Genomic DNA, 17,699 nt, shown 5'->3' with positions numbered 1-17,699 from the left:
CCCGTCACCGAAGGGACGACGATGTCCTCCGTTCCCCGCCGCACCCCCCGCGCCCGGTTCTCCGAACAGGACTGCGACCTCGACGCCTTCCGCGCGCTCGTCGAGCGGCCGACCGACCCCGACGACCATCCACGGGCCGCCTCCGTGGAGCAGAACGTCCCCGTGTACGACGCCGGCGGGCTGCCCGACGACCCGGGGACGGCGGCCGAGCTCGTCCACGCCCTCGCCGAGGGCCCCGGCATCGTCGTCCTCAAGGGCGCCTTCCCCGACCCGGCGGTCGTCGACCGGGCCACCGCCGTGTTCGACGCGCTGATCGCCGAGCAGCGCGCCTCGGGCGCCACCGCCGGTGACCACTTCGCCGCACCCGGAGCCAACGACCGGGTGTGGAACGCGCTGGAGAAGGCCGCCCTGCACGACCCCGAGGCGTTCGCCGACTACTACGCCAACGGCGCCCTCGCCCTGGTCGCCCGGGCCTGGCTCGGCCCCGGCTACCAGGTCACCTCCCAGATCAACGTGGTCAACCCGGGCGGCGCGGCCCAGACCGCGCACCGCGACTACCATCTCGGCTTCCTCTCGAACGAGGCCGCGGCGGCCTACCCGGCGCACGTGCACCGCCTCTCCCCCGTGCTCACGCTCCAGGGCGCGGTCGCGCACTGCGACATGCCCGTGGAGTCGGGCCCCACGATGTACCTGCCGCACTCCCAGAAGTACGAACCGGGCTACCTGGCCTGGCGGCTCCCGGAGTTCCGGGCCTACTTCGAGGCCCACCACGTGCAGCTTCCCCTGGCCAAGGGCGACGCGGTCTTCTTCAACCCGGCCCTGTTCCACGCGGCGGGCACCAACCGCTCGTCCGGCATCCGCCGCATGGCCAACCTGCTGCAGATCTCCTCCGCGTTCGGCCGCGCGATGGAGAGCGTGGACCGGGAGGCGGTGGCGAACGCCGTCTTCCCCGTGCTGCTGAAGCGCAAGGCCGAGGGCGTGGACGAGCGGTGCCTGGAGAACGTGATCGCCGCGAGCGCCGAGGGCTACCCCTTCCCCACCAACCTCGATCGCGATCCGCCCGTGGACGGTCTGGCCCCGCCCTCCCAGGCGGACGTCGTGCGGCGGGCGCTGCGCGAGGAGTGGACGCCGGACGTGCTCCAGACCCGGCTGCGGGCCGGCGCCGGACGCCGGGAGACACGATGACACTGCTCGACGACAAGGTCGTCCTCGTCAACGGCGGCAGCCAGGGGGTCGGCGCGGCGATCGCGCGCGCCGCCGTGCGGGAGGGCGCGACCGTGGCCGTCACGGGGCGGCGCCCGGAACCCGGCGAGGCCCTGGTGGCCGAGCTGACGGCGGCGGGCGGCAAGGTGCTGTTCGTACGGGCCGACCTGGCGGACGCCGGGCAGGCGAAGGCCTCCGTCGGCCGGGTGGTGGAGTCGTACGGCCGCGTCGACTGCCTCGTCAACTCGGCGGGGCTGACCTCGCGGGGGACGCTGCTGGACACCACGCCCGAGCTGTTCGACCAGCACATCGCGATCAACCTCAGGGCGCCGTTCTTCGCCATGCAGGCGGCGGTCGCGGACATGGTGGGCCGGGGCGCGCCCGGCACCGTCGTCAACATCATCACGTCGTCGGCGCACGGCGGGCAGCCGTTCCTGGCGCCGTACGTCGCCGCCAAGGCCGGTCTGGTGGGGCTGACCAGGAACGCCGCGCACGCGCACCGCTTCGACCGGGTGCGGATCAACGGCCTGAACATCGGCTGGACGGCGACGGAGGGCGAGGACGCGACCCAGCGGGCCTTCCACGGCGCCGGGGACGACTGGCGCGAGCGGGCCGCCGCCCGGCTGCCGATGGGGAAGCTGGGGCAGCCGGACGAGATCGCCGACTTCGTGGTCCTGCTGCTGTCGGACCGGTCGGGGGTGGTCACGGGCTCGGTGATCGACTGGGACCAGAACGTCCTGGGCGGCCTGGACTGAGGACGGACGACCGGCAACGGCACCGCGGGCCGGGCGCGCACGGCAGCCACGCACCACGTGCCCGGCACACAGGGCAGCCACGCACCGCACACCCGGCGCGTCCACCACGCACGGCGGGCCTGACACGGCAACCACGCACAAGGAGCAACGAAACCATGCGCATCGGAATCCTGGGCCTCGGCCGCATCGGCGCCTTCCACGCCGAGACCCTCGCCTCGCTGGACGCCGTCGACTCGCTCGTCGTCGCCGACCCGTTCGCCGACGCCGCGAGGTCGGCCGCCGAGCGGTTCGGCGCCGAGATCGTGGACTTGCCCGAGGCGGTGCTGGCCGCCGGGGTGGACGGTGTGGTGGTCGCGGCGGCGACCGACGCCCACCCGAGCCTGATCCTGGCCGCCGTCGAGGCCGGCGTGCCCGTCTTCTGCGAGAAGCCCGTCGCCCGCACCATGGCGGAGGGCGTCGAGGTGCTCAAGGCGATCGCGGGTCGTGACGTGCCGGTGCAGATCGGCTTCAACCGCCGCTTCGACGCCGCCTTCGTCGCGGCGCGGGCGGCCGTGCGGCGGGGCGAGCTGGGCAAGCTGCACACCGTGCGGTCGACCACCCTCGACCCGGCGCCGCCGCCGGCCGCGTACATCGCCGCCTCCGGCGGCATCTTCCGCGACTGCTCGGTGCACGACTTCGACGTGATCCGCTGGGTGACGGGCCGCGAGGTGAGCGAGGTGTACGCCGTCGGCGGCAACCGGGGTGCCGACTTCATCCGGGAGGCGGGCGACGCGGACACCACCGGCGCGATCCTCACCCTGGACGACGGCACGATCGCCGTGGTCTCCAACAGCCGTCACAACGCGCGCGGTTACGACGTCCGCATGGAGATCCACGGCTTCACGGACTCCATCGCCGTCGGTCTGGAGGACAAGCTGCCGCTGCGCTCGGTCGAGCCCGGCGCCACTTTCCCGGCCGGTACCCCGCACGACTTCTTCATGGACCGCTTCGCCACCGCCTACCGCACCGAGCTGACCGCGTTCACCGAGGTCGTCGCGGGTGCCCGTCCCTCCCCCTGCACGATCGAGGACGCGCTGGAGGCGGGCTGGATCGCCGAGGCGTGCACGCTCTCGCTGCGGGAGCACCGTCCCGTGACGGTCGCGGAGGTGCGGCGGGGCTGAAAGCGGACCGGGATGCCCGGCGGGCCGGCGGACCGAGCGGTCAGCCCGCCGGCTCGCCGATGTCCACCATCCAGGGGACGCCGAACCGGTCCGTACACATGCCGAAGACGTCCCCCCACATCTGCCTCTCCAGCGGCACGGCGACGGAGCCGCCCGCGGACAGCTTCTCCCAGTAGCCGCGCAGCTCCGCCTCGTCGTCGCCGCTGAGGCTCACCGCGAAGTTGGTGCCCGGGGTGTACTCCATGCCCGGCGGGGTGTCGGCGCCCATGAGGGTGAAGCCGCTCGGCGTCTCCAGCATGCCGTGCATGATCTTGTCGGCCTCCGGGGCGTCGGCGTCGCCGAAGGCTCCGAAGGTGTTGAGCGCGAGCGTTCCGCCGAAGACCTGCTCGTAGAACTCCATCGCCTGGCGGGCGTCGCCGTCGAAACTGAGATACGGGTTGAGGCGCGAGGCCATGTCAACCTCCCCGGACGGGATGAACGGTCTGTGCCTTGCACGCTAACGCGCGGCACTGACAACGGCTCGCCGAGCGGGGACGCACGCGGACGACCCGGCCCCCGTGGCTCGTGGCGGGAGGGCCGGGTCAGGTGCCCGCGTGTGCGCCGTCAGGCCCCGCAGGAGCGCAGGAACCTGCGCGTGCGGACGGCGATGGGCAACGGCTTGTCGGGCTCGCAGGGGTACATGTCCTGCTCGACGATGGCGAAGAGGTCGACGTCGAGCTTCTGGGCCGCGGTGAGCACCGGGCCCAGCTCGGGCACTCCGGCGGGCGGCTCGCACATCACCCCGCGCTGCACGGCCGGCCCGAACGGGACGCCGTTCGCGCGCACGTCGGCGAGGATCTCCGGGTCGACCTGCTTGAGGTGGAGGTAGCCGATGCGCTCGCCGTAGGTCTCGATCAGCTTGACGCTGTCGCCGCCGCAGTAGGCGTAGTGACCGGTGTCCAGGCAGAGGCTCACCAGGTCGGAGTCGGTGGCGTCGAGAAAGCGCTCGACGTGCTCCTCGGTGTCGATGTGGGTGTCGGCGTGCGGGTGGACGACGATGTCCAGGCCGTAGGTCTCCTTCACCTCGTGGCCGAGGCGTTCCATGCCCTTGGTCAGGTGCCCCCACTGCTCGCCGGTCAGCTCCGGCGGCTCCAGGATCTCGGCGGTCTTGTCGTCGCGCCAGAAGGACGGGATGACGACGAGGTGCTTCGCGTCCATCGCCTGGGTGAGGGCGGCGACGCGGCTGACCTGCTCCCAGGTGCCGTCCCATTCGGAGGGGCCGCGGTGCAGCCCGCAGAAGATGGTGCCCGCCGAGACCTTGAGTCCGCGCCGGGTCACCTCGTCGGTGAGGCGGGCCGGGTCGGTGGGGAGGTAGCCGTAGGGGCCGAGTTCGATCCACTCGTAGCCGGCCTCGGTGACCTCGTCCAGGAAGCGTTCCCAGGGGACCTGCTTCGGGTCGTCGGGGAACCAGACGCCCCAGGAGTCGGGGGCCGATCCGACGCGGATGCGGTCCAGGGCAGCGGGCATGTCAGGCCTTCCCTTCGGCGGGTGCGGCGGTGTCGGACGCGGGGGTGTCGGACGCCGGGGTGTCGCCGGCCGGGTCGGGTACGCCGGCCGCGGGGACCTCCGGCTCTTCCGGGAGCGCCGCCACGTCCACCCCGCCGACCTGCGCCAGTTCGTGCTTGAGGGCGGCGAGTTCGGCACCGCCCGCCATGTGGTTGGTGAGTTCCTCGAGGGTGATGTCGGCGCGGGCGGCGCTGAGTTCGAGGGTGCCCAGGCGCAGCACGCTGAAGTGGTCGCCGACCAGGTAGGCGTGGTGGGGGTTGTGGGTGATGAAGATGACGCCGAGGCCGCGTTCCCGGGCGGCGGCGATGTACTTGAGGACGACGCCGGACTGCTTGACGCCGAGGGCCGCGGTGGGCTCGTCGAGGATGAGGACGCGGGCGCCGAAGTAGACGGCGCGGGCGATGGCGACGCACTGGCGCTGGCCGCCGGAGAGGGTGCCGATGGGCTGTTCCAGGTCGTCCAGGACGATGCCCATGTTGCGCAGTTCCTCGTCGGCGGTCCGCTTCATGCGGGCGATGTCGAGGCGGCGCACGGGCCAGGGGCCCTTGGTCATCTCGGATCCGAGGAAGAAGTTCCGCCACACCGGCATCAGCGGGATGGTGGCGAGGTCCTGGTAGACGGTGGCGATGCCGCGGGCGAGGGCGTCGCGCGGGGTGCCGAAGCGCACCGGTCCGCCGTCGACGAGGAAATCGCCCTCGGTGTGCTGGTGCAGCCCGGAGATGATCTTGATGAGGGTGGACTTGCCGGCACCGTTGTCACCGAGGACGCAGGTCACCCGCCCGGGGTGGACGGCGAGGTCGACGCCGTGCAGGGCGCGGATGTTGCCGTAGGCCTTGCCGGCGCCGCGCAGTTCGACGATCGGCCGGCCCTCCCGCTCGGGTGCGGGGTCCGCGAGGACGGCGCCGTGGGTGCCGGTGGTCTTGCTGGTCATCGCTGTCACCTCCGGGTCGCCGCGCGGCGGACGTACAGGTTGATGAGGACGGCTCCGAGCAGCATCACGCCGAGGAAGGCCTTGAACCAGTCGGGGTTCCAGCCGGCGTAGACGATGCCCTGGTTCACCATGCCGAACATGAAGGCGCCGAAGACGGGGCCGATGGCGGAGCCGTAGCCGCCGGTGAGCAGGCAGCCGCCGATGACGGCCGCGGCGATGTAGATCAGCTCCTGGCCGACGCCCTCGCCGGACTGCACGGTGTTGAAGGAGAACAGCTGGTGCATGCCGACGAACCAGGCGCCGAAGCCGACCAGCATGAACAGCGTGATCTTGGTGAAGGTGACGGGGACGCCGACCGCGCGGGCGGACTCCTTGCTGCCGCCGACCGCGAAGATCCAGTTGCCGTACTTGGTGCGCAGCAGCACCCAGGTGGCCAGCGCCGCGAAGGCCAGCCACCACACGACCGTGATCTTCACCTGGACGCCGCCGACGTCGAAGGAGGAGGCGAAGAGGGCCTTGGCCTGGTCGAAGCCGTCCATGTCGCTGATGTCGTCGGTGGCGACGTTGCCGGTGACCAGCTTGGTGACGGCGAGGTTCACGCCCTGGAGGATCAGGAAGGTGCCGAGCGTCACCAGGAAGCTCGGCAGGCCGGTCTTCACCAGCACCCAGCCGTTGAACGCGCCGACCGCGAGGGAGACCACGAGGGCGACGATCACGCCCATCCAGACGTTCATGGTCAGCTGGTAGCTGAGCATGCTCGCGGTGAGCGCGGAGGTGACCACGGCGACACCGGCCGACAGGTCGAACTCGCCGCCGATCATCAGCAGCGCGACCGGCAGCGCCATGATGCCGATGGTGGACGACTGGTAGAGCACCGTCGCCATGGAGCTGCCGTCGCGCACCGAGGGCGCGGCGATCAGGAAGAAGACGAACACGGCGACGGCGCCGAGGAAGACCCCGACCTCGGGCCGGGCGAGCAGGCGCAGCGTCAGGGAGCGCTGCCTGGTCCGCCCGTCGGTCTCCTTCGGGCCGGGGGCCGGCGGTGCGGTCACCGCCGGCTCAGCCTGTCGGGTCATGCTCATCACCGGGTGCCCTTCGCGGCGAACTCGGCGACGGCCTTCACGTTGGACTCGTCGACGAAGGCCGGGCCGGTCAGCACCGGCTGCTCACCGCCGCCGCTGTAGTTGCCGTTGTTCTTGTACAGCCACAGGCCGTCGACGGCGAGGTAGCCCTGGAGGTAGGGCTGCTGGTCGACGGCGAACTCGATGTCGCCCTTCTCGATGGCGCCGGTCAGTTCCTTGTTGAGGTCGAAGGTGGCGATCTTCGCCTTGCTGCCGGTCTCGTCCACCGACTGCACAGCGGTCATCGCGAACGGGGCGCCGAGGGTGACCAGGTGGTCGATGTCGCCCGTCTGCTTGAGCTTGGCGGTGATCGTCGACTTCACCGAGGGCATGTCGGTGCCGTTGACGTAGAGGTTCTCGATGGAGCCCTCGAAGGTCTTCTTCACGCCGTCGCAGCGCTGGGTGAGGCCGACGTTGCCCTGCTCGTGGATCACGCACACGGCCTTCTCGGCACCGTCGTCGTTCAGCCGCTTGCCCAGCGCCTCACCCGCCACCGTCTCGTCCTGGCCGAAGAACTCCAGCAGGCCGAGCTCCTTCCAGTCCGCCAGACCGGAGTTGAGCCCGACCACGGGTATCCCGGCCTTCTCGGCCTTGCCTATGACGCCGCGCAGGGCGTCGGGCTTGGCGAGGGTGACGGCGATGCCGTCGACCTTCTGGTCGATCGCGTTCTGCACCAGGTTGGCCTGGTTGCCCGCGTTCGGGTCGGCGGAGTAGACGAGCTTGATGTTGTCCTTGGCGGCGGCGGCTTCGGCGCCCTTGCGGACGATGTCCCAGAACGTGTCGCCGGGCGCCTGGTGGGTCACCAGGGCGACGGTCATGCGCGGGGTGTTCGCCTTGCCCGCGGAGGCACCCGAGTCCCCTTCCTCGTCGGCCTTCTTGCCCCCGGAGCTGCTGGAGCAGCCGGCGAGGGTGAGCGCCGCGGCGGCGGCGAGGGCCACGGCGGGGGCGAATCCGCGGGAGCGGGCGTGCGAAGAGCGGTCCATCTTTCCTGCACCTCACTGTGCGACTGTGCGACGGGAAGCCGTGTGCCAGACCAGAGAAGAACGGCTGTTGCTGCGCTGGGACCGGATACAAGTCCTTGAGGCGCCCGCTGTCAATACTTTGTTAAGACATCATTTCACAAGCAGGTCCGAATGTAAGTACAAAGTATTGACATGGTCGCCCGGGAGTCATACACCTGGGAGGCGGCAGGCCCCCGCCCAGCCAGAGGAGCGTCGCACATGGCCGAGTCAGTCCCGCGTTTCGATCTGATCACGATGGGCCGCATCGGGGTCGATCTCTATCCCTTGCAGACCGGTGTACCCCTGGCGGAGGTTGAGACCTTCGGCAAGTTTCTCGGCGGGTCGGCCGCCAACGTCGCGGTCGCGGCCGCCCGGCTCGGCCTTGCCACGGCCGTCATCACCCGCACGGGCGACGACCCGTTCGGCGGCTATCTGCACGGGGCGCTGAAGGAGTTCGGCGTCGACGACCGCTGGGTCACCCCGGTCGCCGCGTACCCGACTCCCATCACGTTCTGCGAGATCTTCCCGCCGGACGACTTCCCGCTGTACTTCTACCGCCGCCCCAAGGCTCCCGACCTGGAGATCCACCCCCGGGAGCTGGACCTCGACGCGATCCGCGCCGCCGCCGTCTTCTGGATGACCGGCACCGGACTGAGCGAGGAGCCGAGCCGCACGGCGACGCTCGCCGCCCTCGCCCACCGCGCCAAGTCCGGCACGACCGTCTTCGACCTGGACTGGCGCCCCATGTTCTGGACCGACCCCGACCAGGCCCGCCCCCACTACGCCGAGGCCCTGCGGCACGCGACCGTCGCGGTCGGCAACCTCGACGAGTGCGAGATCGCCACGGGCGTGCGCGAACCGCGCGCCTGCGCGGAGGCGCTGCTGGCGGCCGGGGTCGAGCTGGCCGTCGTCAAGCAGGGCCCGAAGGGCGTCCTGGCCGTGCACCGCGACGGACGCAGCGCAGAGGTGGAGCCGGTACCGGTCGAGGTGGTCAACGGCCTCGGCGCGGGCGACGCGTTCGGCGGCTCGCTCTGCCACGGCCTGCTCTCCGGCTGGGACCTGGAACGGACCATGCGGTACGCCAACGCGGCCGGCGCCCTCGTCGCCTCCCGCCTCGCCTGCTCCTCCGCGATGCCCACCGGGGCGGAGGTCGACGACCTCCTCGCGCGAGCCACTCCCTGAACGGAGCTACGCCTTGTCCCTCAGCATCCCCGACCTCACCGCGGTCAGAGCCCGGCACCCGGAAGCGATCGCGGAGGCGGCGGCCCGCCGGGTGCGCCGCCCACTGGTCGGCGACTCCGGCCGCCTGATGATCGTGGCCGCCGACCACCCGGCGCGCGGCGCGCTCGGCGTCGGTGACCGCCGGCTCGCCATGGCCAACCGCGCCGACCTGCTGGAACGCCTGTGCACCGCGTTGTCCCGGCCCGGCGTGGACGGCGTGCTCGCCACCGCCGACGTGCTGGAGGACCTGCTGCTGCTCGGGGTGCTGGAGAACAAGGTCGTCATGGGCTCGATGAACCGCGGCGGCCTCGCCGGCGCCGCCTTCGAGATGGACGACCGCTTCACCGGCCACCGGGCGGAGGACATCGCCCGGCTGCGCTTCGACGCGGGCAAGCTGCTGCTGCGCATCGACTACGACGACCCCGGCTCGCTGACCACCATGGAGGCCACCGCCCGCGCGGTGGACGCGATGGCCGCGCGGGAACTGCCCGTCTTCGTCGAACCGTTCATCTCCCGCCGCGTCGACGGCCGGGTCCGCAACGACCTGTCCGCCGAGGCCGTCACCCGCTCCATCGCCATCGCCTCGGGTCTGGGCGGCACCTCCGCCTACACCTGGCTGAAACTGCCCGTCACCCATGACCCGGACGACATGGGCGAGGTGCTGGAGACCTCGACGCTGCCCGCCGTCCTGCTCGGCGGTGACATAGGCGGCTCCCCCGCGGACCAGGCCGCCGCCTACGAACGCTGGCGCAAGGCGCTCCGGCTGCCCACCGTGCAGGGCATGGTCGTCGGCCGCTCACTGCTCTACCCGGCCGACGGCAGCGTGGAGCAGGCGGTGGACACGGCCGTCGGACTGCTGTGATCCACGAGTGTGACCCACGAGGACGCTCACGAAGGCACTCACGAAGGCACTCACGAGAAGAAGGACGAGGAGAAGGACGAGGAGATGACGTATCACCTTCCGGCGGGCAAGGCGGTGGACGGCGCGCTGGCCGTCGACGTGACACCCGAGAAGGCCGGCTGGGACCACTCCAGCCTGCGCGTGCTCCACCTGCCGCCCGGCGGCAGCCACACCTTCGACAGCGGCGACAGCGAGTGGATCGTCCTCCCGCTCAGCGGCGGCTGCACCGTCGCCACGGCCGACGACTTCGGCCGGGAGACCTTCGAACTCACCGGCCGCGAAAGCGTGTTCAGCGGCGTCAGCGACTTCGCGTACGTACCGCGCGACGCCCGCACGACCGTGACCTCCCACGGCGGGGGCCGGTTCGCCCTCACCGGCGCCCGCTGCACCCGCCGCCTGCCCGCCCGCTACGGCCCGGCGTCCTCGGTGCCGGTGGAACTGCGGGGCACCGGGAACTGCTCGCGGCAGGTCAACAACTTCGGCGCGGCGGGGACGTTCGAGTGCGACAAGCTGATCGCTGTCGAGGTCATCACCCCGGGCGGCAACTGGTCGTCCTTCCCGCCGCACAAGCACGACGAGCACCGCCCCGGCCGGGAGTCGGTGCTGGAGGAGATCTACTACTTCGAGTTCGCGGACCACGACGGCACCCCCGGCCTCGGCTACCAGCGGGTCTCCCCGTCCGGTCAGGGGCAGGGCACCGACGTGCTCGCCGAGGTGCGCGACGGGGACGTCGTGCTGATCCCCGACGGCTGGCACGGACCGTCGATGGCCGTCCCCGGTCACCACATGTACTACCTCAACGTCATGGCCGGCCCGGGGGACGAACGCGCCTGGCTGATCTGCGACCACCCCGACCACGCCTGGATCCGCGACACCTGGCCCGACCGGCCCGTCGACGACCGGCTCCCCCTCTACACCGCACCGGAGAGGTCCGCATGAGCGCCGCCGCCACCCGCCGACTGACCACCGCCCAGGCCCTGGTGCGCTTCCTGGCCGCCCAGTACACCGAACGCGACGGCGTACGGCGCCGCCTGATCGCGGGCACCTGGGGCATCTTCGGCCACGGCAACGTGGCCGGGATCGGCCAGGCCCTGGTCGAGTACGCGGACGTCATGCCGTACCACCAGGGCCGCAACGAACAGGCCATGGTGCACGCGGCCGTGGGCCACGCCCGCCACCTCAACCGCCTGTCCGCGCAGGCGGTGACGACGTCCATCGGTCCCGGCGCCACCAACCTGGTCACCGGCGCCGCACTCGCCACGATCAACCGCCTCCCGGTCCTGCTCCTGCCCGGCGACTACTTCGCCTCGCACGCCGCCGACCCGCTGCTCCAGCAGCTGGAGCACCCGACCGAGGCCGACGTGTCGGTCAACGACACCCTGCGCCCCGTCTCCCGCTACTTCGACCGGATCACCCGCCCCGAGGCCCTCGTCGCCTCCGCCCTCCAGGCGATGCGCGTGCTCACCGACCCGGCCGAGACCGGCGCCGTCACCCTCGCGCTGCCCCAGGACGTGCAGGCGGAGGCGTACGACTGGCCCGAGGAGTTCTTCGCCGACCGCGTCTGGCGGGTGAGGCGCCCGGCACCCGACCCGGTGGAACTGGCCGAGGCGGTCCGGACGATCCGCGCCGCCGAGCGGCCGCTGATCGTCGCGGGCGGCGGCGTCCACCACAGCGAGGCCGAGGAGGCGCTGAGGGCGCTGGTGGACGCCACCGGCATTCCCGTCGCCTCCACCCAGGCCGGCAAGGGCGCGCTGCGCCACGACCACCCGGCCGACCTCGGCGGCATCGGCCACACCGGCACCACCGTGGCAGACGACCTCGCCCGCACCGCCGACCTGGTGATCGGCGTCGGCACCCGCTACACGGACTTCACCACGGCCTCCGGCACCCTCTTCCAGCACCCGGACGTCCGCTTCCTGAACGTCAACATCACCGCCTTCGACGCCCACAAGCTCGCCGCCCGCACCCTGGTCTGCGACGCGCGGACCGGGCTCACGGCCCTGGCGGAGGGACTGTCCGGGCACCGGGTGGACGCGGCGTACGAGTCCGGGTACCGCACCGGCAGGTCCCGCTGGGACGAGGTCGTGCGGGCCGCCTACCGCGCCGACGACGACAGCGCCGTGCCCACCCAGACGCAGGTGCTCGGCGCGCTGGACGCGGTCGTCGGCGACGAGGACGTGGTGATCAACGCGGCCGGCTCGCTCCCCGGCGACCTGCACAAGCTGTGGCGGGCCCGCTCGCCGCGCCAGTACCACCTGGAGTACGGCTACTCCTGCATGGGCTACGAGATCCCGGCCGCGCTCGGCGTCCAGCAGGCCGCGCCCGGCACCCCGGTGTGGGCCCTGGTGGGCGACGGCACGTACCTGATGAACCCGACGGAGATCGTCACCGCCGTGCAGGAGAATCTGCCGGTGAAACTGCTCCTGGTCCAGAACCACGGTTACGCCTCGATCGGCGGCCTGTCCGAGTCGGTGGGCGCCGAGCGTTTCGGCACCGCCTACCGCCACCGGGTGGCCGACGGCACCTTCACCGGCGCTCCCCTCCCCGTCGACCTCGCCGCCAACGCGGCCAGCCTCGGCATGGAGGTGCTGCGCGCGAAGACCGTACGGGAGCTGCGCGAAGCCCTGCGGACGGCCCGCGCGTCGGACCGGCCGACGTGCGTCTACGTGGAGACCGACCCCACACCGACCGCGCCGGCCGCCGAGGCGTGGTGGGACGTTCCGGTGGCCGAGGTGTCCGCCAGGGCGGCCGTCCCCGACGCCCGTGCGCGGTACGAACGCGCCGTCGCCGACCGCCGCCGCCACCTCTGACAGCCCGTCACCCACGCAAGGGAGGTACGTCCATGGCGAGAACCGGCGACCGGGCACGTGCCGTGACCGCCCCCGCGCTCGGCACCCTGGACTTCGCCCTGGACCGGAGCAGTCCCGTGCCGCTGTACTACCAGCTCGCCCAGCAGCTGGAGTCGGCGATAGAGCACGGCGTCCTCGCCCCGGGCAACCTCCTGGGCAACGAGGTCGACCTGTCCGTCCGCCTCGGCCTGTCCCGGCCCACCGTCCGCCAGGCCATCCAGTCCCTCGTCGACAAGGGACTCCTGGTCCGGCGGCGCGGGGTGGGCACGCAGGTGGTACACAGCCAGGTCAAACGTCCGCTGGAGCTGAGCAGTCTCTACGACGACCTGGAGGCCGCCGGGCAGGGCCCCACCACTCGGGTGGTGCGCAACGAGGACGTCCCGGCCCCGGCGGACGTGGCGGCGGCCCTGGGTGTCGCGGAGGGCGGCGAGGTCACCGTCCTGGAGCGGCTGCGCCTCACCCACGGCCAGCCGGTGGCGCTGCTGTGCAACTACCTGCCGGCGGGGCTGCTGGACCTGGACAGCGCCCGGCTGGAGTCGACGGGCCTGTACCGGTTGCTGCGCGCGTCCGGCATCACCCTGCACAGCGCCCGCCAGACCGTCGGCGCCCGCACCGCCACCGGTGAGGAGGCCGCGCGCCTCGACGAGAAGGAGGGCGCCGCCCTGCTGACCATGCAGCGCACGGCGTACGACGACACCGGCCGGCCGGTCGAGTACGGGACGCACGTCTACCGGGCGTCCCGGTACGCGTTCGACTTCCAGTTGCTGGTCAGGGGCTGACGGGCTTGCGCGCCCAGAAGAGGGCGTGCCCGGAGTCGCCCTCCGGGACGTACTCCTCGCGTTCGACGGCCAGGCCGGCCCGGGTGATCCACTCCCGGTAGCCGGCGGCGTCCGTGTGGCTCCACCACATCGGGACGCCGCCGCCGAGCCAGTCCTCCTCCACACCGGTCCATGCACCGTGCCCGGTGGTGGCGACGAACCGGCCGCCGGGCCGCAGCCATCGGGCGACCCGGCGCAGCAGCGGCGGCTGTTCGGCCGACGGGAGGTGGATGAGGGCGTAGAAGCAGACCACGGCGTCGAAGGAACCGGCCTCGAAGGCGACGTCCGTGATGTCGGCGCGGTGGAACTCGGCGCCCGGAACCCGCTCGCGCGCCCTGCGGATCTGCACCTCGCTGATGTCGACGCCGGTGACCGGGTGCCCGGCGTCGGTCAGGGCGCGGGCGACCGGCACGCCGCTGCCGCAGCCGAGGTCGAGGACGGTACCGCCGGGCGGGAGCAGCCGGCGGAGTTCGCCGAGCCACGGCCCGTACTTGGTGTCACTGCCGTACGCCTCGTCGTAGCGGGCCGCCACGGCGTCGTAGCCGCGCCGCACGATGTCCTTCGGGTCCGTGGTGTCCACCCGGGTGACGGTAGTCACCGGGGTCCGGGCGGGCCATTCCATTTCCCTGCCGCGCCGTCCTCGGCGCGGCGGTCGAGGGCGGCGAAGGGGCCCTCCAGCGCCGCCCACTGGAGCAGCATGATGGTCTTCGCGTCGGCGATCTCGCCGGTTCGGATCATCTCCAGCGCCCGGCGGAAGGGCAGTTCGAGGGTCTCGATGTCCTCGCCCTCCTCGTCCAGTCCGCCGCCCTCGTGGGTGCGGGTGGCGGGGCCGTAGGCGGCGGCGTAGAAGCTGACGCGCTCGGTGACCGAACCGGGACTCATGTAGACGTCGAAGACGTGCCGGACCTCGCCGACGGTGTGCCCTGTCTCCTCCACGACCTCGCGCCGCACCGCGACCTCGGGGTGTTCGTCCTCGTCGTCGAGCAGCCCGCCGGGGGTCTCGATCAGCATGCCGTCGGGGTGGCCGTTGACGTAGACGGGGAGGCGGAACTGCCGGGTGAGGAGGACGGTTTCGCGTGCGGTGTCGTAGAGCAGCACGGTGGCGCCGTTGCCGCGGTCGTGGGTCTCGCGTTCCTGGGTGCTCCAGGTGCCGTCGGCGCGCTGGAAGGCGAAGGTCGTGGTGCGTTCGACGTACCAGTGGCTGGAGAGGAGCCGTACGTCCGTGATCTTGACCCGGGGGTTGCCGGTCAGGTCCTGGCCTGCCCGGTCGAGTCCGGTGCGGCCCCGGCGGTCCGGGGTGTCGATACCTGCGGTCATCGGCGGCCGTCCGGGCGTACGGGCTGGGGCGAAATGGTCATGCCCGCTTCTATCACGTCACGCGGTGGGCGCGGGCGGGCGGGAGTGGGCGACGGGGGCGGGGGCGGGGGCGGCGGACACCGGCGGTCGGGGCGGGGCTTCATGTCGACGTTCTCGGCCTGCCCGGACTCCATGGACCGGTCGGCAGCGTCGGTGATGGCGGTCGCGGCGCAGCTGTCCCAGCGGACGGCCCGGTGGGCTCCCCGCCGGCCGCGAGGCCCGCGATCCACTCGCGGGACTCGGTGTCGAAGGCGTCCGTGAACCGGTCATTCCTGGTGGACCGCCGTGCCGTGCCGCCCGGCGCCGTGCACGGCCGCGGTGGCCGGGTCCGGCGGCGCAGCCGCACCAGCCCGTTCTCTCCCCCCCCCCCGGTCTCGCACTGGATGTCGTGGCCGCACCGGCAGTTGATGAAGACCACGAGGTCGACGCGGACCCCGTCGGCGGTCTCGAAGAGCATGATCCGCGGGTCGGTGAGATGGGGGAAGCGGCGGCTGGAGAACGCGGATCTGAGGCCTCGGGAGGCGGCGTTGGACCCGAAGCCGGTGGCACGGGGGACCAGCGGAGCGCCTCGGCAGGCCTGAACTGCCCGTCTCCCCCCACTGAGAGCCTGTGGAAACGCCCGCTTCACACGGGAAGTACGCGGGCTTAACGGCTCCTGCTTAGCGTCACCGGTCATGGACACGACGTGTGGTGCCGCCTGACGTCCTCCGCGTCGGTCCCCGATCCGCAGCGAGGAGGCGCGGCATGAGCACCGAGCAACGACTGCTGGACACGGAACCCGTGCCCGGGGCAGTACCCGGACCCGACCAGGCAGCGAAAGAGACGCTGGAGGACTACACCCTCCGCTTCGCGCCCCGCAGTTACCGGCGCTGGTCCCCGATGGTGGTGGCGACGACCGCCCTGGGCGGCATCGCCTACATGGCCGACTTCTCCATCGGCGCCGGCATCGGCCTCGCCCACGGCACCGGCAACGCGCTGCTCGCGATCGCCGTCGCCGCGGTCGTCATCTTCGTCACCGGTTTCCCGCTGGCGTACTACGGAGCGCGCTACAACATCGACCTGGACCTGATCACGCGCGGTTCCGGCTTCGGCTACTTCGGCTCGGTCCTCACCAGCGTCATCTTCGCCAGCTTCACCTTCATCTTCTTCGCGCTCGAAGGCTCGATCATGGCGCAGGGCCTGGAACTGGGCCTCGGGATGCCGCTGTGGCTGGGCTATCTGGTCTCCACGCTCATGGTGATCCCGCTGGTGATCTACGGCATGAAGGCGCTGAGCAAGCTTCAGGTGTGGACCACCCCGATCTGGCTGCTGCTGATGGTCGGCCCGCTGGTCTACCTGGTCGCCGCCGACCCGGGCACCGTGGACCGGTTCCTGGGGTACGCGGGCACCGACGGCGATGGCGGTGTCGACTCCGCATCCGTGCTGCTCGGCGCCGGCGTGTGCCTGTCGCTGATCGCGCAGATCGGCGAGCAGATCGACTACCTGCGCTTCATGCCTCCCAAGACCGAGGAGAACAAGCGGAGTTGGTGGGCCGCGGTGGTCATGGCCGGCCCCGGTTGGGTGGTGCTGGGCGCACTGAAGCAGGCCATCGGCGTCTTCCTCGCGGTCTACATCCTCGCCGAGGTCGGCCCGGCCGCCGCCCCCGAGCCTATCCAGCAGTTCAAGGGCGCCTTCGACACGATGATGCCGTCCTGGCTAGTCGTCCCGCTCGCCGTGGTCCTCGTCGTGATCAGCCAGATCAAGATCAACGTGACGAACGCGTACTCCGGTTCGCTCGCGTGGACCAACTCCTTCACCCGCGTCACCGGCCGCTACCCGGGCCGCATGGTGTTCGTCCTGGTCAACCTGGGCTTCGCGCTGGCCCTGATGGAGGCCGACATGTTCAGCTTCCTCAACAGCCTGCTGGGCTTCTACTCGAACTGCGCGATCGCCTGGGTGGTCACCGTGGCCACCGACATCATGGTCAACAAGTACCTGCTGAAACTGTCCCCGCACGCGCCCGAGTTCCGGCGGGGCATGCTCCACGCCGTCAACCCGGTCGGTGTCGTGGCCTTCGTCGCCGCGTCCGGACTGTCCATAGCCATGTACTTCCACGCCCTGGGGGACGCCCTCCAGCCGTACTCCCCCGTGGCCGCCGCGGTCATCGCGTTCGTCCTGACCCCGCTGATGGCCATCGCCACCAAGGGCAGGTACTACCTGCGGCGCACCGACGACGGCATCGACGAACCGCTGCTCGACACGGACGGCAATCCGAGCGCCGCCACGTACCGGTGCCACGTTTGCCGACAGGAGTTCGAGCGGCCCGACGTGACCGCTTGTCACGCGCACGACGCGGTGGTCTGCTCGTTGTGCCTGAGCACCGACCGGGTCGGCGACCACGTGCTGCCGGCGACGCCCGCCGCCGGGTGATGCCGGTCCCTCTCGGAACCGAGGCAGAAACAGAGGGCGCCGGGTGTGATGCCGGCGCCCTGCGCTGTGTCGCCGACAAGCATGGCGTCGTAGCCCTGTTGTGCCGGCAGCGTTTCACCGACGCAATGTCGATCGCGGCGCCCCGGTGGACTGGGCTGCGGTGTTCCTGTCCGTCCGGTGCCATGAGGCTACGACGGGCGCGGTCGGCCACGTCGAAGGTGAGCTGAAAAGGCTGCCGCAGGCCGAACCGGATCCCCGCTGGGACCGGGAGCGTGACGACCGGGATGCCCCGCCGTACCGCCCGCGCCGTTCGGCGGTGTCGGCGTTTCGGCCATTGTCTGCCCACAGCCGGTCCGTGCCAGACCAGGGATCCCGCGCCCGAGGGTCCGCTGACGCGGGAAAGGGCGGGCTCCCCAGCACGGCCGAATG

At 71.7% G+C, this 17,699-nt stretch carries 16 protein-coding genes; 9 read left to right on the top strand and 7 right to left on the bottom strand.

The window, feature by feature from the left end:
• Nucleotides 1-21: 21 nt before the first annotated feature.
• The 3 genes from ACLIN4_RS30760 (at nucleotide 22) to ACLIN4_RS30750 (ending at nucleotide 3,118) form a co-directional block, all read left to right on the top strand.
• On the top strand, nucleotides 22-1,185 hold the full coding sequence (locus tag ACLIN4_RS30760) for a phytanoyl-CoA dioxygenase family protein (RefSeq protein WP_289909393.1): 1,164 nt from the start codon (nucleotides 22-24) through the stop codon (nucleotides 1,183-1,185).
• Nucleotides 1,182-1,958 (top strand): SDR family oxidoreductase, encoded by a 777-nt coding sequence (locus tag ACLIN4_RS30755; protein WP_107477456.1) that lies wholly within the window; start codon nucleotides 1,182-1,184, stop codon nucleotides 1,956-1,958. Before ACLIN4_RS30760 ends, ACLIN4_RS30755 begins: the two co-directional genes overlap by 4 nt.
• A 155-nt stretch (nucleotides 1,959-2,113) precedes the next feature.
• Nucleotides 2,114-3,118, top strand: coding sequence for a Gfo/Idh/MocA family oxidoreductase (locus ACLIN4_RS30750; protein WP_411576453.1), 1,005 nt, complete (start codon nucleotides 2,114-2,116; stop codon nucleotides 3,116-3,118).
• 40 nt (nucleotides 3,119-3,158) lie between these two features.
• Here the strand turns inward: ACLIN4_RS30750 and ACLIN4_RS30745 are convergent, their stop codons facing one another.
• The 5 genes from ACLIN4_RS30745 to ACLIN4_RS30725 all read right to left on the bottom strand — a co-directional run bounded on the left by ACLIN4_RS30745 (nucleotide 3,159) and on the right by ACLIN4_RS30725 (nucleotide 7,698).
• Nucleotides 3,159-3,572, bottom strand: a complete 414-nt coding sequence (locus tag ACLIN4_RS30745) for a VOC family protein (RefSeq protein ID WP_107477458.1) — start codon at nucleotides 3,570-3,572, stop codon at nucleotides 3,159-3,161.
• 149 nt (nucleotides 3,573-3,721) lie between these two features.
• The gene (locus ACLIN4_RS30740; RefSeq protein ID WP_107477459.1) at nucleotides 3,722-4,624 is read right to left on the bottom strand and encodes a sugar phosphate isomerase/epimerase family protein; all 903 of its coding nucleotides are present in this window, start codon (nucleotides 4,622-4,624) and stop codon (nucleotides 3,722-3,724) included.
• A gap of 1 nt (nucleotide 4,625) precedes the next feature.
• Nucleotides 4,626-5,594 (bottom strand): ATP-binding cassette domain-containing protein, encoded by a 969-nt coding sequence (locus tag ACLIN4_RS30735; protein WP_107477460.1) that lies wholly within the window; start codon nucleotides 5,592-5,594, stop codon nucleotides 4,626-4,628.
• Nucleotides 5,595-5,599: 5 nt separating this feature from the next.
• Complete coding sequence (locus tag ACLIN4_RS30730) at nucleotides 5,600-6,676, bottom strand: ABC transporter permease (protein ID WP_290014358.1); 1,077 nt, start codon at nucleotides 6,674-6,676, stop codon at nucleotides 5,600-5,602.
• The gene (locus ACLIN4_RS30725; protein ID WP_100047090.1) at nucleotides 6,676-7,698 is read right to left on the bottom strand and encodes a sugar ABC transporter substrate-binding protein; all 1,023 of its coding nucleotides are present in this window, start codon (nucleotides 7,696-7,698) and stop codon (nucleotides 6,676-6,678) included. Before ACLIN4_RS30725 ends, ACLIN4_RS30730 begins: the two co-directional genes overlap by 1 nt.
• Nucleotides 7,699-7,935: 237 nt before the next feature.
• On the opposite strand from ACLIN4_RS30725, the gene iolC reads away from it, so the two are divergent.
• From iolC to ACLIN4_RS30700, 5 genes are all read left to right on the top strand, one after another.
• Nucleotides 7,936-8,898, top strand: a complete 963-nt coding sequence (gene iolC, locus ACLIN4_RS30720) for a 5-dehydro-2-deoxygluconokinase (protein ID WP_107477462.1) — start codon at nucleotides 7,936-7,938, stop codon at nucleotides 8,896-8,898.
• A gap of 13 nt (nucleotides 8,899-8,911) precedes the next feature.
• Nucleotides 8,912-9,799, top strand: coding sequence for a Cgl0159 family (beta/alpha)8-fold protein (locus ACLIN4_RS30715; protein WP_100047088.1), 888 nt, complete (start codon nucleotides 8,912-8,914; stop codon nucleotides 9,797-9,799).
• A gap of 84 nt (nucleotides 9,800-9,883) precedes the next feature.
• On the top strand, nucleotides 9,884-10,777 hold the full coding sequence (gene iolB / locus ACLIN4_RS30710) for a 5-deoxy-glucuronate isomerase (protein ID WP_100047087.1): 894 nt from the start codon (nucleotides 9,884-9,886) through the stop codon (nucleotides 10,775-10,777).
• Nucleotides 10,774-12,648 (top strand): 3D-(3,5/4)-trihydroxycyclohexane-1,2-dione acylhydrolase (decyclizing), encoded by a 1,875-nt coding sequence (gene iolD, locus ACLIN4_RS30705; RefSeq protein ID WP_290014355.1) that lies wholly within the window; start codon nucleotides 10,774-10,776, stop codon nucleotides 12,646-12,648. The genes iolB and iolD overlap by 4 nt, the downstream gene beginning before the upstream one ends.
• Before the next feature lie 32 nt (nucleotides 12,649-12,680).
• Nucleotides 12,681-13,466: a GntR family transcriptional regulator gene (locus ACLIN4_RS30700; protein WP_107477465.1), complete on the top strand. Its 786-nt coding sequence runs from the start codon at nucleotides 12,681-12,683 to the stop codon at nucleotides 13,464-13,466.
• On the opposite strand, the gene ACLIN4_RS30695 is transcribed toward ACLIN4_RS30700, so the two are convergent.
• Together ACLIN4_RS30695 and ACLIN4_RS30690 are read right to left on the bottom strand one after the other, a co-directional pair.
• Nucleotides 13,456-14,085, bottom strand: a complete 630-nt coding sequence (locus ACLIN4_RS30695; RefSeq protein WP_107477469.1) for a class I SAM-dependent methyltransferase — start codon at nucleotides 14,083-14,085, stop codon at nucleotides 13,456-13,458. The two genes, ACLIN4_RS30700 and ACLIN4_RS30695, sit on opposite strands and share 11 nt — an antisense overlap.
• Nucleotides 14,086-14,099: 14 nt before the next feature.
• On the bottom strand, nucleotides 14,100-14,822 hold the full coding sequence (locus ACLIN4_RS30690; RefSeq protein ID WP_107477466.1) for an NUDIX domain-containing protein: 723 nt from the start codon (nucleotides 14,820-14,822) through the stop codon (nucleotides 14,100-14,102).
• A gap of 783 nt (nucleotides 14,823-15,605) precedes the next feature.
• On the opposite strand from ACLIN4_RS30690, the gene ACLIN4_RS30685 reads away from it, so the two are divergent.
• Nucleotides 15,606-17,270 carry a purine-cytosine permease family protein gene (locus tag ACLIN4_RS30685; RefSeq protein WP_107479131.1) on the top strand — a complete coding sequence of 555 codons (1,665 nt, stop codon included), beginning with the start codon at nucleotides 15,606-15,608 and terminating at the stop codon, nucleotides 17,268-17,270.
• Nucleotides 17,271-17,699 lie beyond the last annotated feature (429 nt).

It is taken from the genome of Streptomyces mutabilis (assembly GCF_046628145.1).
In the GTDB taxonomy this organism is placed as follows: Bacteria; Actinomycetota; Actinomycetes; order Streptomycetales; family Streptomycetaceae; genus Streptomyces; species Streptomyces mutabilis.
This window is presented reverse-complemented; position numbering and strand designations above follow the sequence as displayed.

Coding starts and splice junctions, on each gene's coding strand:
- ACLIN4_RS30685 (WP_107479131.1), top strand. CDS start 15,606: ATGAGCACCGAGCAACGACTGCTGGACACGGAACCCGTGCCCGGGGCA.
- ACLIN4_RS30755 (WP_107477456.1), top strand. CDS start 1,182: ATGACACTGCTCGACGACAAGGTCGTCCTCGTCAACGGCGGCAGCCAG.
- ACLIN4_RS30690 (WP_107477466.1), bottom strand. CDS start 14,822: ATGACCGCAGGTATCGACACCCCGGACCGCCGGGGCCGCACCGGACTC.
- ACLIN4_RS30730 (WP_290014358.1), bottom strand. CDS start 6,676: ATGAGCATGACCCGACAGGCTGAGCCGGCGGTGACCGCACCGCCGGCC.
- iolD (WP_290014355.1), top strand. CDS start 10,774: ATGAGCGCCGCCGCCACCCGCCGACTGACCACCGCCCAGGCCCTGGTG.
- ACLIN4_RS30725 (WP_100047090.1), bottom strand. CDS start 7,698: ATGGACCGCTCTTCGCACGCCCGCTCCCGCGGATTCGCCCCCGCCGTG.
- ACLIN4_RS30760 (WP_289909393.1), top strand. CDS start 22: ATGTCCTCCGTTCCCCGCCGCACCCCCCGCGCCCGGTTCTCCGAACAG.
- ACLIN4_RS30740 (WP_107477459.1), bottom strand. CDS start 4,624: ATGCCCGCTGCCCTGGACCGCATCCGCGTCGGATCGGCCCCCGACTCC.
- iolB (WP_100047087.1), top strand. CDS start 9,884: ATGACGTATCACCTTCCGGCGGGCAAGGCGGTGGACGGCGCGCTGGCC.
- ACLIN4_RS30735 (WP_107477460.1), bottom strand. CDS start 5,594: ATGACCAGCAAGACCACCGGCACCCACGGCGCCGTCCTCGCGGACCCC.
- iolC (WP_107477462.1), top strand. CDS start 7,936: ATGGCCGAGTCAGTCCCGCGTTTCGATCTGATCACGATGGGCCGCATC.
- ACLIN4_RS30750 (WP_411576453.1), top strand. CDS start 2,114: ATGCGCATCGGAATCCTGGGCCTCGGCCGCATCGGCGCCTTCCACGCC.
- ACLIN4_RS30745 (WP_107477458.1), bottom strand. CDS start 3,572: ATGGCCTCGCGCCTCAACCCGTATCTCAGTTTCGACGGCGACGCCCGC.
- ACLIN4_RS30700 (WP_107477465.1), top strand. CDS start 12,681: ATGGCGAGAACCGGCGACCGGGCACGTGCCGTGACCGCCCCCGCGCTC.